At 40.4% G+C, this 15600-nt stretch carries 10 protein-coding genes; 5 read left to right on the forward strand and 5 right to left on the reverse strand.

What is annotated here, in order from left to right; translation table 11 throughout:
- Positions 1-239: 239 nt before the first annotated feature.
- Positions 240-2468 (forward strand): CHAT domain-containing protein, encoded by a 2229-nt coding sequence (locus tag RMY63_RS39275; protein ID WP_322733849.1) that lies wholly within the window; start codon positions 240-242, stop codon positions 2466-2468.
- Here RMY63_RS39275 and RMY63_RS39280 read toward each other — a convergent pair.
- Together RMY63_RS39280 and RMY63_RS39285 are read right to left on the reverse strand one after the other, a co-directional pair.
- Positions 2410-3495, reverse strand: a complete 1086-nt coding sequence (locus tag RMY63_RS39280) for a hypothetical protein (protein ID WP_322733850.1) — start codon at positions 3493-3495, stop codon at positions 2410-2412. The genes RMY63_RS39275 and RMY63_RS39280 overlap by 59 nt on opposite strands.
- Positions 3496-3559: 64 nt before the next feature.
- Complete coding sequence (locus tag RMY63_RS39285; protein ID WP_322733851.1) at positions 3560-5419, reverse strand: serine/threonine-protein kinase; 1860 nt, start codon at positions 5417-5419, stop codon at positions 3560-3562.
- Positions 5420-5892: 473 nt separating this feature from the next.
- Between RMY63_RS39285 and RMY63_RS39290 the strand changes: the two genes are divergently transcribed.
- The 3 genes from RMY63_RS39290 to RMY63_RS39300 all read left to right on the forward strand — a co-directional run bounded on the left by RMY63_RS39290 (position 5893) and on the right by RMY63_RS39300 (position 11576).
- Positions 5893-7413: an NB-ARC domain-containing protein gene (locus tag RMY63_RS39290; RefSeq protein WP_069068033.1), complete on the forward strand. Its 1521-nt coding sequence runs from the start codon at positions 5893-5895 to the stop codon at positions 7411-7413.
- A gap of 285 nt (positions 7414-7698) precedes the next feature.
- On the forward strand, positions 7699-7887 hold the full coding sequence (locus tag RMY63_RS39295; protein ID WP_322733852.1) for a hypothetical protein: 189 nt from the start codon (positions 7699-7701) through the stop codon (positions 7885-7887).
- A gap of 236 nt (positions 7888-8123) precedes the next feature.
- Positions 8124-11576, forward strand: coding sequence for a plasmid replication protein, CyRepA1 family (locus tag RMY63_RS39300; protein WP_322733853.1), 3453 nt, complete (start codon positions 8124-8126; stop codon positions 11574-11576).
- Positions 11577-11678: 102 nt separating this feature from the next.
- On the opposite strand, the gene RMY63_RS39305 is transcribed toward RMY63_RS39300, so the two are convergent.
- Complete coding sequence (locus RMY63_RS39305) at positions 11679-12455, reverse strand: tyrosine-type recombinase/integrase (RefSeq protein WP_416212592.1); 777 nt, start codon at positions 12453-12455, stop codon at positions 11679-11681.
- A gap of 259 nt (positions 12456-12714) precedes the next feature.
- Between RMY63_RS39305 and RMY63_RS39310 the strand changes: the two genes are divergently transcribed.
- On the forward strand, positions 12715-13401 hold the full coding sequence (locus RMY63_RS39310) for a hypothetical protein (RefSeq protein ID WP_322733854.1): 687 nt from the start codon (positions 12715-12717) through the stop codon (positions 13399-13401).
- 41 nt (positions 13402-13442) lie between these two features.
- Here the strand turns inward: RMY63_RS39310 and RMY63_RS39315 are convergent, their stop codons facing one another.
- On the reverse strand, positions 13443-13676 hold the full coding sequence (locus RMY63_RS39315; protein ID WP_322733855.1) for a hypothetical protein: 234 nt from the start codon (positions 13674-13676) through the stop codon (positions 13443-13445).
- A gap of 185 nt (positions 13677-13861) precedes the next feature.
- On the reverse strand, positions 13862-15508 hold the full coding sequence (locus RMY63_RS39320; protein WP_322733856.1) for an ATP-dependent DNA helicase: 1647 nt from the start codon (positions 15506-15508) through the stop codon (positions 13862-13864).
- Between the last annotated feature and the right edge of the window lie 92 nt (positions 15509-15600).

Consider the following 15600-nt stretch of genomic DNA (forward strand, 5'->3'; position numbering starts at 1 on the left):
AAATTCATACATAGCAAGCTTTTTGTGCTTTCCTATCCGTCGAACTCACGTTAAATAAAGAAGCACAAAAACGTAATCAAGCGCGACTACTAACCCAAATAGGAGAAAAGTATTTAAATGAAGGACGAGCATCGGAGGCCCTTGAGTCTTGGAAAACAGCCACAAAAATTTATCGTCAACTTGGCTACGAAGAGGGTATTACTGGCAGCTTAATTAACCAAAATCTTGCTCTACAAGCTTTGGGTTTAAATCGTTTTGCTTGTAACACACTATTACAAGCTCTAAAGCTAAATACAGATACTAAGATTTGTGCCATCTTGCCACAACAGTCTACTGAATTTACAACAAAACTATTGATAGCAGCGATTGATAAGCAAAAACATTTGCCAGTAAATCTATTTGCATGGCACAACTTAGGAGATGTCTTGCGCTTAATTGGTAAATTAGATGAATCAAAGGTTGTTCTAGCAAAAACGCTATCAATTGCTCAAAAAACGTCTACTGTTGATAATCATGAGATTTTGCTGTCATTAGCTAATACTCATGAAGCTATTTATAAGCAAGCACGAAATAAATATTATGAAGTAGAAGAACCAGATTTTAAAAATGAAATTGTGGAGATGATTCAGCAACAAGCACTCAATTCACTTGAAATTTATCATCAAGTGAATCTGGTGTCAGCAAATTATCCAGTAACACAATTAAAATCTCAACTGCATCATTTTAGCCTGCTAATAGATTTTGATGATTTTTTAACAACAGAGTTAAATTTAGGTAATTCAAAACTAGTTGAGATTCGCAATCAAATTCAACAACAAATTCAACCCTCTGTTAACATAATTTTAAAAAACTATTCTACATTTTCTCAATTATCAGCTACCCAACTTGTTTATACTAAGCTCAATTTTGCTAATAGTTTAAGTCAAATTCCAGACCAGCAATTACGTTCATTAGCTATTGAATATGGTCAGTCCGCTTTGCAAACAGCTAAAAGTACAAGTAATCAGCGAATCAAGTCTTACAGTCTTGGCACTCTGGGTAAATTACAACCAGAAAAATCAGAAGCATATTTTTTAAAAGCTTTAAGTTTGGCTCAATCAATTCAAGCAGAAGATATTGCTTACCAATGGCAACAACAGCTAGGAAACTTGTACAACAAGCAAGGAAGGGCTAAAGAAGCCCTCACAATGTACAAATCTGCTATTGACAACCTGGCACATATTCGTGACAGCATATTGTCAAGCAATATAGATATACAGTTCTTCTTTCAACAAGAAGTAGAACCTGTGTACCGTGATTATATGAAGTTACTTTTGAAAGATTCTAATCCTAATCTAAAAGAAGTAATTAAAATAAACGAACGTTTACAAACAGCACAGTTAGAAAATTTTTTAAAGTGTGGCAAGCTTGACCTAATTGCTCTGAATGATATTCCCGACTTAAATAGTGCTTATGGGATCATTCATATCATTGATTTGGATGACACTATAGAAGTTATTTTCCAGTCTTCAAACCGCTCTCTTCATCATTACTCTGTTGAAGCAAATATAGTTAAAGATAATCTTAGTGATCTTTTATGGAGTTTACAGGATCAGAAACTCGCTACTATTGATGTACAACAAATTATTTTGCCTTCTCAAGCACTTTATGAAAAATTAATTGCGCCAATAGCATCATATTTACCTGCATCAGGAACATTAATATTTATCTTAGATAAATCTTTTCAAAGTATACCAATGGGCATATTATATAATGGGAAAAATTATCTACTCGAGCAGTACAGCATTGCAGCCACTCTCGGTTCTAGAATTAGATATCCCAAACCCTTATCAAAAAAGCGGTTTACAGCTCTCATCGCTGCTTTGTCTAAGCCCAGCCCCAGCTTGTTAGATCGCAACGCTCCTAAAGGCGTCAGATCACTACCCAAAGCCAAAGAAGAAGTAAAAGATGTCCAAAGTCAAACACAATCTTCCCTTACACTACTAGACGAAAAGTTTACTACTCCCCGTCTAGAGCAAGAAATAAGTAAAAATAATTTCCCAATCGTTCATATTAGCACTCATGGACAGTTTAGTTCAGACCCTTTGAAGACAGTACTTCTAGCCTATGATAAGGTCATCAATATTAGAGAATTTGACAAATTACTAAAAGGTAAAATTAAAACTGATACAGATGCAATTGAGTTATTAGTTTTAAGCGCCTGTCAAACCGCAAAAGGTAATAAAAGGTCAACATTAGGAATGGCTGGAGTAGCTGCACAAGCAGGTGCGAGAACTACGATAGCTACTTTGTGGCTAGTAGATGCAGATTCTACTGCTTTATTAATGGAAGAATTCTACAAGGGATTGAAAAATGGTATTCCTAAAGCAGAGGCACTGCGGATTGCACAACTAGCATTAATGAAAAATCCTAAATACGCTCATCATTACTACTGGGCCCCATTCTTGCTCGTTGGTAGTTGGTTATAAATTCCCATAGCTTTAAACCTTCTTGCACCTTTGATAATTCCTTTAAGTTCTTATTACTTTTAGCTAACTTCTTTGCTGTTGTGTATTCACTAAGAGCCTCATTAGGCAGTCCTGCCTCTAAGTAGCGATCTGCCAGTACTCGATAAATTTCAGGGTTTTTACTTCCTGCTGCCACTCTTGCCTTTAATGTTTCTATCGATTCATTTACCAGATTTTTTGACATATATATAGTATCTAAAACCCCAACAGCAGCTTCATCAGGAGGTACTTTTACTTCGTTAACTTGTTTTACCAGTAATGCAATCTCCTGTTGCTCTTTTTCTGATAAAAGACCAAATACTAAAGGAGCATGACTTATGATTGAGTTCCCTTGATACGCAAACACAATAATTCTATACACACGTCCAAATCTCAATTGAGGTTGCCCTTCTGGATATGGCAGTTTAGTATTATTTACTTGTATTTGCCAATTAGTATTATTACCCTCCATCTCTACTGTGTAACTAGTAGCTCCTGGAACTGCACGCCAAGAAATTGATGGTCGGGTAGTCAAGATTCTACCGCCACTAATGTAAGGACTAATTAATCTTGGTCTTGGTACAGAGTTATCATCATCTGGCCCTTTAAGTGTAGTGGGACAGTTCTGCGGTTTAAGATTCGTACATCGATACTTATCTGCCTCAGTGACTTGTGATGGTGCACATTTGTTGGCAGCATCAGAAATATTGTTTTGATTAATGTATAAAATTTTTCGATTTAAATAGCAAACGACTGTAACTGTGGCTCCGTTCTTTGGGTGAATCTGATCTCCCGGACACAGCGGACTACCTGCTTCTAAGTAGCGATCGCCTGGACTCATCACTTTTCCATCAACATTCTTGCACTGACGCAAGGCTATTAGTTGAGATTGCCCCCATACACTACTAGAACTTGAGACAACTAATGTTGATATTGATGCGAGTGCTACAATTTGAACTGTGAATATTTTTTTGGCTATTGCACTTGTCGAATTGTTTAAAGTAAGCATCAAAATTTTTGTATGGCTATTTGCTAGTTAGTAGCATACAGGAAACAGGAAATAAAAAAAAGGCTTAGGGCGAAGATGGCATCACAAACTCTCCCAATAAACGCTTTAATATTTGCAATCTCCACTGCTGAACTTCTAACTGATTAGACTCAGCAATCAAACATATCTCCCAAGTCAGCCTGGCATCATTAATTTCACCTAATGCTTCTTGCGCTTGCGCTAATAAACAGTAAGCATCTGTCCTGGCATCCAGTTTTGTTGATTTCTCCAAATCAGCCTTCGCCTCAGCATAACGCTTTAACTCTAATTTTGCCCAACCTAAGTTTTTATATAAAGTAGACTTAAATTTAATATTTTCAGTTTTTTGTAAACCTGATTTAGCTAAAGCAATTGCTACATCATATTTGCCATCTAAAATCTTCAATCTTGATAAATTATTAATGGCTGGTATTGCTTCTTTACTCATTTCAATGGCTAATATATACTGTTTTTCTGCCAAATCATACATTCGTCTATCATCATAGAAAAGTGCTAGCCCAAAACGCGATTCCCAATTGTCAGGCTTTAATTTAAAGGAATTTTCATAATTATTAATTGCACAGTCATCTTGGTTTAATTGCTGACAAACAAAAGCTAAATTACTATAAGCATCTGCATCCCGGTTATTGTATTTAATTGCTAATTCATAATATTTTTTAGCTAACTCAAGGTCTTTGGTGCTACGGACAGCTTTATCAAAGTAAAAACTTGATATAGTCCGATTACTCTGAGAACGAATTTTTATAGCCCAGTAAAAAAAATCTTGTGCTCCCTGAGAATTATTTGCTGCTTCTAACTTTTGTCCTTGAGTTACTAGGTAGTTAGCTACTACAGGTATAGAGAGAAAGACACACCCAAAAAATCCCAAAACAATCAATGTATATTTGCTATATTGAAAAACTTTAGAATTAGCTAATCTATAATTTTTAATTTGCTGAGGTAGTTTTTCTAACCTCTGCAAAATGACTCTAGTTGTTTGCGGACGCTGCCCTGGTAAAGGAGCCATTAATTCATCAATAAAATCAGCAAAGGGCTTGTCAATCTGCGGCGTTTGCTCTCTCCAAATTAGATTTCCTGTCTTTTTATCTGTTGGAAGATCCATCAATTGAATGCCAGTCACTAATTGCACAAAAGTCCGACCCAGAGCATAGAAGTCTGATTGAGGTACTGCTTGACCATTTACTTGCTCCAATGGAGAGTAACGAGGAGTACTGACAGATGTAATTTCGTATCGTCCTCCCCTACCTGTGCTAGATCCCCCACTTCCACTGACTTTTGCCAAGTAGGTATCAGTCACTCGCCGTGCTACACCAAAATCAATTAATGCAAGTTGTCCACTTGACTGAAGAATTATATTAGAAGGTTTAATATCTCTATGAAAAATTTCTGTACGGTGTACTTCATCAAGGATTTCAACTAACTGTCGAAGCCATTGTAATGCTACGGATTGTGAAATTCGCCCATTAGACTCTAACCATTGTTCTAAATTTTCTCCTTCAAATTTATCCATGATTAAACAATGCAATGTTAGAGAGCTATTATTCGGAATAAAAGTGAAAAAGTCATCTATAGTACTTTTAGGAATACATGGGTGTTCAATAAGCCGTAAGGTGAGAGATTCCCGCTCAATAAGATCAACTAACTGAGGTGTGTTCCATTTTAAAACTTTCATGACTCGCCGCTTACGCCCAGGATTCCATTGAGTGCCGGCATCGTCCACTTCAAAAACTTCCATATAGCTAAATGGGTTTTCGGTAAGCTCTCTTAATGGCTTAACTAGACAAATGCGGTCGTTAATTAGCAATGAAGTCCCACATAAGAGACAGTGACTAACGTCATCAGGATTTTGACGTTGTTTGCAAAGAGGGTTGATACAGTAACCCATATTTTAGTATGTATAACGTAATGCATAGAAATTTACTCACACTACCTCTTGCTGTCGCAATGGAACAACATATAAGTTGAAAATTTTAGGCAGCCTCATTTTAAACATCAATGTATATATACTACCATTAAATACCTGCATTGCTTAGGGAAAAAAGTAACAAATATCACATTAAACAATAATTACTAGAAGACTCACTGTTTAGCTGAAATGAAAATTCAGTAGCCAATTTCAGTAAATAGCCTTAAGTGTAAGTGCTAATCTTACTCTTTTCTCTTACCGTACTCCATCCAAGATGTGTCTACGAAAGTAATTCTTATTGTAAGTAACCGACATTAGAAATTTCTATAGTACTTTTTTGAAAAAAATTAACTATAAAATGAAAAATCAAATATGATTGATACAATGCAATCTCCTCTTAAAACTAAGCCTAATCTATAAAAATGCCCATTTCGGGCATTTACTGTGTAAAAATGATTAACAAGGTTACAGTTTTTAGTACTGAATCGCAATTCCAGGCTCCTACTCACTCCTCCCTTAAGCAAACAGGACAGGAGTCACCAAAAGTACTTTTTACAGTGAAAGTTACTTTTGAACTAGCCCTAGCTGTAGTAAATAAGTTAGTGTTTGCCAAAAAAGGTAGATATCTATCCGAGGCTGAAATCCTTGTTATAAAGGGAGCGTGGGATGACAATGACTATGAAGAAATAGCAAGTAACTCATCTTACAGTCCTAACTACTTAAAAGGTGGCATAGCCCGTCGATTGTGGGATATGCTTTCTGAAACTATTGGAAATGGCGAACGGGTTGGCAAAAAGAATCTGCGTGATTTTTTGGAACAAGTTACTGAAGAATATTATGCTCAATCTGCGTCAAAAGAGGAGCCGAACTTCCCTGCCAACGACTTAATACAAGTTCTGGGAGGACAACTACCTGATGTGTCTAGTTTTTACGGACGAGTAAAGGAACTAACTCTTTTAAAAGAATTAATAGCTAAACAGCGATGTATATCCTTGGTAGGAGTAGCAGGAATCGGTAAGACTGCATTAGCGGCAAAACTTCTAGCGGAAATTAGTGCAGAATCTCAACCTAGATTTGATTATTTGATTTGGAAATCAGTTGCTCATGCACCACTACTTCAGGATTTAGTAACCGAACTGTTAGATATAATTGAGCCTTTGGAAACACCCTCAAGCTCACCTAAGTATGCTCAAGCAATGATTACAATGTTGCTGAAGCAGATGCAATCACGCCGTTGCTTGGTTGTGCTAGATGAATCTGAAGCGTTATTTCAGACAAAAAATTTAGAGCAACGACTAGATTACAGACTATTTTTTCGCCGTTTAGTAGAAGAACAGCATCAAAGCTGTTTGCTCTTGACTAATCGAATTCTGCTTGATGAGCTGAATGATCTGATAGTAGCGAAGCGACCTCTTCGATTTTTTAGAATTGAAGGTTTAGATGAAGATGCGGCAATGCAGTTTTTGTCTGAAAAAGGATTGACTGACACAGAAAAGTGCCATCAATTAATTCAAACTTATCGTGGTAATCCTTCGGAACTAGAGGCAGTAATTGAGAGAATTAATCACTTTTTTTCTGGCAGTACACAAGTATTTTTTCAAAACCCAACAACTCTTGTCAGTAGTAAGTTTGAAGCAATGCTTAATCATGTTTTTGGTCACGTATTGACAGAAATTGAGCGAAAAATTCTGATTTACACAGCAGAGGAGATAGTTTCAACTACAGAATTTATTAGCTTTGCCAAGTTATTAAGTGATATCAGGCAGAGACAGAAAGCGTCTGTGTCAACTTTAGAGTTGATTAAAGCACTAGAAAATCTGGAAAAACAATCATTGATTGAAAGCAGTAAAAATCCAGTTACTAAAGAAATTAGTTTTACTCTCCAGCCAGTAATTAAAAAGTATATCTTAACCGATCCACAAGGATTGGTGCGTGTATCCAATGCTTTGCCAAATTTAGCGGTCGCATCTTAAGCAAAAGCTTTTCATAATATTGCAGGGTAATCTACCCTACACAGAGGTGCTACCAACCCTCGATTACCCCTAAAAGAATCCTTAAAAAACGTGGAGGTCAAAAGCAAAAATCAAAACAACGTTAAACACAGAGGGCATTGTAAGATCAGAACGAACAAAAGATGGAGGTAAATATACAGGAACACAAAATTTAAAGGACAAAACGTACTTAAGAAGTAACGCTTTGTCCAAGGAGCAAAAAACTAAATAACTCCAGAGCGGGGTTATCTCACAAAAACCAAAGCGGTGGTAGTTAAAGTTTGGCGACTTGATTCCACTAACTGGTCAAAAGAGATTAAGTCCACGCTGCTTCTTGTATTATACGAGAAACCACACGAAACTGGTGCTTTTTGTGTGGCAGTTTTTGCTGTTGAAATTCCTCAAAGGGGCGAGATATTAAGTTTGATTAAGAAAAAACCCGAATTTCGTAGTTAAAAACCCTTAGCAGCGCAACACCCCCTCTGAAGCTTGTAAACCGAGTTATCAGGGGAAAATATTGTGATAAATAAAGAACGCTCCAAGAGCGCTGTAGTTGAGCGCATGGGGTCGAGTGCAGCTTTCGCATGGCAATTTTGTGCTGTGACGAAGGGAAATTTTCGGAATATCCAGGCTAGAGCAAGAGTTTCGCAGCTTGAAAGAGTTCTCTCTAAGGAATTCCGAGGGGAGAACCGATGAATTCAGCGACAATTGAATACCCAAACAACCTCACGGCTGCGGAGTACCATGAGTTGTTAGCTGGTAGCGCCATTCATCCGGCGTTGATTAAGCGCAACTTCTTTCACGTTGAGGGAGAATCAGTTTATGATTTCCTGTTCATATCTGATAAAATCCCACGCAAGAATGCGGGTCGGGTAACAGATGGATACATCAAAATGTATCAGCACCTATTACTGGGTGGAACCTGGATTCAGTCACTTGACCCGTTTAAAAACTGGCAACCGATGGAGTGGGGAAGGATCAAGCCCAACTTCCCGCGCATTGATTGGCAAAAAGGCAAGCCAGTTAAGTACGAGTCACCCCCCAAAACCCCCAACCGTGTTACCTACTTTGATGTCGCTAACCCCATTTGGGACAAAGTTGCAAAACGCTATCTAATTAAGCGCTATCATTCAGTTTTAGCGTTGCGCCTACTCGACAAACTCAATCCGCTAATATTTTGGGAGTGGGTGAAACAGCATCCAGAGATTCCGATAATATTATGCGAAGGCGAAAAAAAGGCTGCTTGCTTGCTCTCTTTGGGGTTTGTAGCGATCGCACTGCCTGGAATTTGGAACGGGCGGGTCGGAAGACGGGATTTTGATGAACGGTTGCATCCTGACTTAGTACCAATGGCTCAGGCGGGGCGCAAGTTCATAATTCTTTTTGACTACGAAACCTCTTCTAAAACCAGGTGGTCGGTGTTTCAAGCCACTGTTCGGACTGCAAAAGCAATCTTAGCTGCTGGTTCTGAATGTGAAGTTGCATTACTGCCGGGGCCAGAAAAAGGCGTTGATGATTTTGTTGTGGCGCGGGGCGAAGATGCTAACGCTTTGCTGACCGCAATCATCGATGATGCTAAATCACTTGCTGATTACAAGCGCTCGTATCGGGCTAAAAAATGGGGGTTAAGCAAGTACCAGCCGGATGTCACTGTTAATGTCAAGTATCTCTCTGAGGCTTTGTGTATTCCTGAACTTGAAGAAAAATGCTTGAGAGTGCCTGAGCTTTATGATCTTGAAAAGGAACAACTTTTCACGCCATCTATAAAAGGACATCAAAGAAAGAAAGAGTCTACGAATTCTGGCGGAGTTGATTCATCCAAATCGAAGAAATCCCCTACCTTCAATTTCCCAAAATCAGGACTAGTCGTACTCTGGAGCGACATGGGTACTGGTAAAACCCAACTTATGCGCTGGTGGCGTGACCAAAACCCCGACGCGCGGTTCCTCAACAATGGGCATCGCGTAAATTTGCTGAAAAATCTTGCCGAACGCTTGCAGACGGCGATGTATTCAGACTTGGGTTACACAGGTTTAGCTCAGGCTCAAGCCCTTAGTATTACTATCGACAGCTTGCATAAGCTGAATACTCAGTTTCTCACCTACGGCTGCATATTTATAGATGAAGCCTGCCAGTATCTCACCCACTTACTACATAGTAATACTTGCAAACAACATCGCGCCGCCATTTTGGAGGTACTGGAATATATAGTATACAATGCGCCACTGGTCGTCATCGCTGATGCACACATGGATGACCTGACTGTAGATTTCTTTCTTGCAATGCGACCACTCGGTGAAGTCCCGTACATTATCAAAAACGAGTGGCGAAACGGTTCACGCACAATTTATTGGTACGAGGGGGATAATTCTAGCGCCCTAGTTGCCCAAATCTCGGCAGCGCTGATGCTTGGTGAGAAAATCATGGTTGCAAGTGACAGTAAGCGTTTCATCAAAAAACTCGACAAATCCTTTACTATTAAGTGCGAAGAATCTAACTCCGAAAAATCCCAAACACCTCAAAAATGGCGCATCTGGTCGGTTCATTCCGATAATTCTGGATCTGATGAGAATGTCGCTTTCATCAAAGATATCACCAACGCCGTCAAAAACTTTGATGCCTTGTTCACCTCTCCCAGTCTCGGTACTGGTGTTGATATTTCGGAGTATCATTTTGATAGCGTGTTTGGTGTCTTTCACGGCGTTTCCCAAACCGCTACCGAGTGTGCCCAACAGCTGTACCGCTATCGTCCCAAAGTCCCATTTCATATTTGGGTGGCCCCGCGTCCCCCATTTGGCTACCAAGATACTAACGCCGCCAAGATTAAAGAGCGGTTACTCCAAACCAATGAAATGACTGCTTTTGTGTTGCGGATTGACCGTCAAACAGGCAAACGCGGAGCCGAGAAAGATTGGGCGCTTGAGGCTTACTGCCAAATTATGGCTAACCGCCACTATTCTCTGAATAATCTGCGTGATGATTTGCGATCGCTTCTCACCGAAATGGGCAATACATTTATATATGTGGGCAGTGATTCAGATCCTCAATCTCTCGAAAGTCTTAAAGCAGCAGCACAAGCTTTGGATAGTGCCCACAATTCGGCTGTTGCCAAGGCTAAGAATATTACTTTGAGCGAGTACCGTGCCCGTCAGAGCAAAGATTACCTTGACCCTAATGAAATTTTTGAATGTGAAAAGTTCCGCATTTCTGATTCTTACGGCATCGAAGTAACCGAATCACTCGTAGAAATGGATAAAGGTGGTCGCTTAATTATAGCGATCGCTGGACTTGAGGCCATTTTAGCCCCACCCGAAGAATCAATTGTTGACCCCAAAACTGGGCAAAGTTATCCTACCCCACCAACAATTGTCACCCAAAAAGACCGCACCGAACGCGACAATCTACCTTTGTGCATCGACTGGGGTAATTACTCGGCACGGTGGTTGGCTAGATTTAACCTGGGGCTGCATCAGATTCTTAAACGTTTAGTGAGGGGTGATGAATTTACTGCCTCGGATGCCACCTTACTCAAGATGAGGGAGATCGCTATACATTGTGCTGCTCACGTCAAAGCAATTCTTGGGTTTACTATCCCCAGCAACTGTAAACCTATTTGGTTGCTGGCCACTTTAGTCGAGCAGCTGGGGTTAAAGTTGACTTTCCGTAAGTTTGGTAAACGGGGTCAACAGGTGAAACTTTTCTCTTTATCTAAAGAGCAATTGGAATTTGCAATGCATGTAATTGCTCATCGTGAAACGAAGCGTAATCAAAAAGAAAATCGAACCTATTATGCTGCCAAAACCCCTGCTGTGTATAGTGCAAACCCAAATCACCAGCCCGTATCCATCCCCCCCCTTGATGCTATAGGGAACTCCCATTGCCAGGGAGAGGATACTACCGAATTTGAGTCGCCTCCGACCGATCGCATTACTCTACTTCATTGCGTAGAAATACTTCGCTCTGGTATTTCTCGTGGAGTTGAGGCAATTAAAGGCATTCTCAAGCGATGGCAGAGTGATTTGCGTTGGGAGACGGTACTGGAACTTGAAGCGATCGCGGCAGATGAACTGCGACTTGTGGAATCTCAAGTTCCTGAATTTTACACCTTGCTAAGTGAAGAGGTATTGCCGATGTCGGTGGGCTAAACTTTCGTCATAACTAACCGCATCATTGAAGCAATTTCTACTTTTGCTTTCAGGAATTGCGCTGATGTTGTCTTGCGAAATCGATTTTTTGGTAAAATGGGGTCAAGAGCTTTCCTTTACTGAATTATCGGTCACTTCGACTAACAAGGGTTTCTCGAAGTCGTTTGACTCAATCGGGGCGAGTAGCGCTAAAGATGATACCGCTCCCAATACTTGATCTTCTCTCACCTCCAAGTACTTGTACAGCTCGTCCAAGGTGCGATGCCCAGAGATTTCTTGAATCACTCTTAAGGGAATTCCCGCATTACTCATTGAGGTCAATGCTGTGCGCCGAAAGCTGTGAGAGCTTATGCCTTCAACTTGCACTCGTTTGCAAGCGACTCGCAGTATCCACAGTGCCGAATCCCGGTGCAGGTGGTTATTGGCTCTGGAGTGGTCAGCATTTCCAGGGAAGAGCCAAGGGGAATCATCACGCGGTTTATATGCTTGCAGCCTGACCCGCAATTCTTGAATTACAGGAATGGCACGGGTAGCCAGTTTACCTTTAGTGTTTCCTTTACGAAAGGTGATTTTGGCTCTGACTTTTCCTTTGGTATCATAGACATCGCGCTTTAGCAATGTCACTGCTTCATTCACCCGGCACGCTGTGTAAAGCATGACTGCAAACAGTGCTTTGTCTCGTAGCGAGTCTACTCCCTGCGAGAACAGAAGTTGGATTTCCTGCAAAGACAGAATCTTTGCTCGACCATGCCTATCAATTTTCAAGGTTGCTGCCCCATCAACACCCCGCCCTGTTCCTATTATCCCAGTCCACGGGGCAGGTTTTGCCAGAGGTGCAATTTTCGCAGCTATGCAGATGAGCAGTATGAGTATTGTCAACGATTAGCGTTATCACTGATAAGATTTAATACCTAGTGTCTGGCGAAAATGGTTGATGCTGGAATTGCTACGGGGTGATATCTATATTTATTTGCAATCGCCAATGGTAGCGGTTGGCAGTAGCATCTCTTCATAAAAGCCATCGCTTGAAGAATGCGCTGACACATTTGGCGATGATAGTATCAAGGTAATTCATCATGATGAATTACACGATTTAATAAGCGTGGAGAGTCCCCGTTTACCTAGATGATACGTGAACATGAGCAATACAGGGCGCAAAAAAAAGCTGGCATCTTTCAACTGTGACCAAAGGATTTGGGAGCAGTTTATCGCCCGTTGTAAGTCAAACGGGACGACCGCAACAGCGACGCTGATCGGATTTATCGAACTCTACTTAGACGATTCTCAAGATAAGCTTGATGCAATAGGTGGTAATGATTTAGACGAACGCCTAGACTCAAAGATTAAGGCAAGTGTTGAGGAATACTTATTTGCGAGTAGCAATAATAACAGCAGTTCGAGCAATGAAACGATAATAGCTATTTGCGAAAGACTTGATAAGCTCGAATCAGAGTTTTCAAGTGAATTTAATAGCAACCAAACCACAGCAATTGATGATTTAGAAAAAAAAGTGGAGGGGATGATAGCCCGAATGACACAGTTGGCTGAGGCGATCATTAAAATTCAAGACTATCTCAACAACCAACAAAAGCGTGGACAGAAATCGTACTACAATAATTCATCATTCAAAGTGCATACTCCTAGAATGCAACCATTAACCGAAGAAGGTTTAGCCAAGAGACTTGGTGTAAGTATTGAAAGTGTACGCAAGGAGCGAATTAATCTTCCCCCACCGCTTTTTGTAGCATGGTGTAAGGGCAAGGATAGAGCAGGGTTAGGGTGGGAATTTAACGAAAATACGGGATTATATCAGCCAGCAAGTTAGTATTTTGATTAATTTCACTGCTGCTGCCAATTTTATTTTTTTTAAAATGTGATTATTTCACAACCTGAGAGCAATTCGTCATAAACAGTTAGTTGTTGTGTTTTTAAGTGATTTGGTAGTGAATCATCGTCAAAGGTCAAAGTAACAATATAAGTATTTTTGATGCTAAGAGATGATTTGCTGATATCGGTTATTGCCGCACTCATGCCGCTTCGAGTACCGATCAAATACTTTACTGATTGCCCGATCTTTAACTCTGCTGCCGGAATAGCCATAGATATTAAATCAGTAAACAGTTATCAGTTATCAGTTATCAGTCCTGGCGGCGTATAGTGGGGAACTTAAACCCAATTATCAAAACTTTTAATTGTTTACTGATAACTGATAACTATTTTATTGTGTACTTCAAGAGTAGTGTGGTTGGATGCGACCGTTGTTTCCATGTTGGGGATGGGTTTTATTATTGGAGCAGAACTGCGTCAATTGCTGAATCAATCTCGTCAATTGCGGTAGTCTCATAGTGATAAGTATTAAAGCGAAACTTGCCGACAAGTTCGGGCTGTTTTGACGGACGATAACCATATTTAGACTCATACATTTGTAGTGCGAGACTACCAATAGTAGTCATCTGTCCAGGTGTTGCAGTTAGTTGGCGTTGTTGTAGCCTAGAAGCGACAGTAACAGTAGGGGAAGATGTTGTCGTACAAGCAGTTTTTCTGGTGTTGCTCAAACTCTGCCAGATTTCACTAAGTTGCTCAACAGGTGAAATGAGGAGATTGGTTAGTCCAGTAAAACGCTGGGCGGGTTTATCAGTAGCAACAGCAGTCTTCAATGCTTCATGCTGTCCAACTGCGATGAATGTACCCATTGCGCGAGTCATAGTCGTGTAGAGCAGCTGACGGGTTAACATCCGGTAATTAGCCCTGACCAATGGGAAAATCACATAAGGAAATTGGCTACCTTGACTTTTGTGGCAAGTTATACAAAACGAGTGCATAATTTGCTCGAAGTCTCCAGGATAATAATTAACAACAGCACCGCCCTCCCAAGAGATTGTAACCAGAAATTTTTCCGGCTCCACAGCAATAACCTGACCGATCTCGCCATTCATTACGGGCGGGACAGTTTCATAACGGTTTTTCAGTTGGATTACGCGATCGCCGACTCGGTAGATAACTGACCCAGAGACAACTTGTGGTTGATTTTCTTGTTTGGGATTAAAGATAGGGGCAAGAAGCTGATTGAGATTGTGAACTCCACAGTCTCCTTGTTTTTGGGGCGCTAAGATTATTAGTTGTTGATTTAAATCAACACCTGACTGGCCAATAGCTTTAACCAACTCAACTATGGCTTGGGAGGTCGCTTGGGGCGAATCTTTTTGAATCATTGCACAGTCACCGACATCCATCCAATCAGAAACCTGATTAAAATTGTGCAGTGTGGGGACTATACCAGAATTGACATCATTAGCTGCATAGATAATCGGGCTTTCGTGCCGTTGGCGATAAATCGTCTGTAATCTTGTTGTAGGGACGAGTTCAGAAACAATTAAATCTCGCAAGACCATTCCTGCGCCAATACTGGGCAATTGATCAAAGTCCCCTACCAGTACAATTCTGGTTTTTTTAGGCAAGGCTTTGAGTAGCGAATTGAACAGAAATATATCAACCATTGAAAATTCATCAACGATTAGACAATCAAGATTTAGAGGATTATCCTCGTTATAAAGAAAAACCGCATTGTTTCCCTGCCATTGCAATAAACGGTGAATAGTAGTTGCTTCAATGCCTGTAGCATCTTTCATGCGGTTAGCAGCTTTCCCTGTTGGAGCGGCAAGTGCGTAGGCGTAGCCCGTCGTAGACATCGCTTTATCAGTATGCATGAACCATTCAACCAAGGTTTTCAGTACATAAGTTTTCCCTCGACCAGGGCCACCAGTAATAATGCTAATTGGATGTTTGGCTGCCATCATCAAGGCGCTGATTTGTTCATCACTTAAACGTGAAAGTTGGCGATAGTCAGTAGTTTGGAATTGGGCTAACCAGTGTTCTAAATGTTCAGTGGGGTGAGTCGGTTGCTCAAGGAGAGCAAGAATTTTCAAAGTCACAGAAAGTTCAGCCCGATAAGCAGCTTTGAGATAAACACTATTAGACCCGTCCTAAAACTTGCAAGCAAGTATATATAAGGCTTTGAGACCGC

The sequence above is a fragment of the Nostoc sp. ChiQUE01b genome (assembly GCF_034531255.1).
GTDB lineage: Bacteria > Cyanobacteriota > Cyanobacteriia > Cyanobacteriales > Nostocaceae > Nostoc.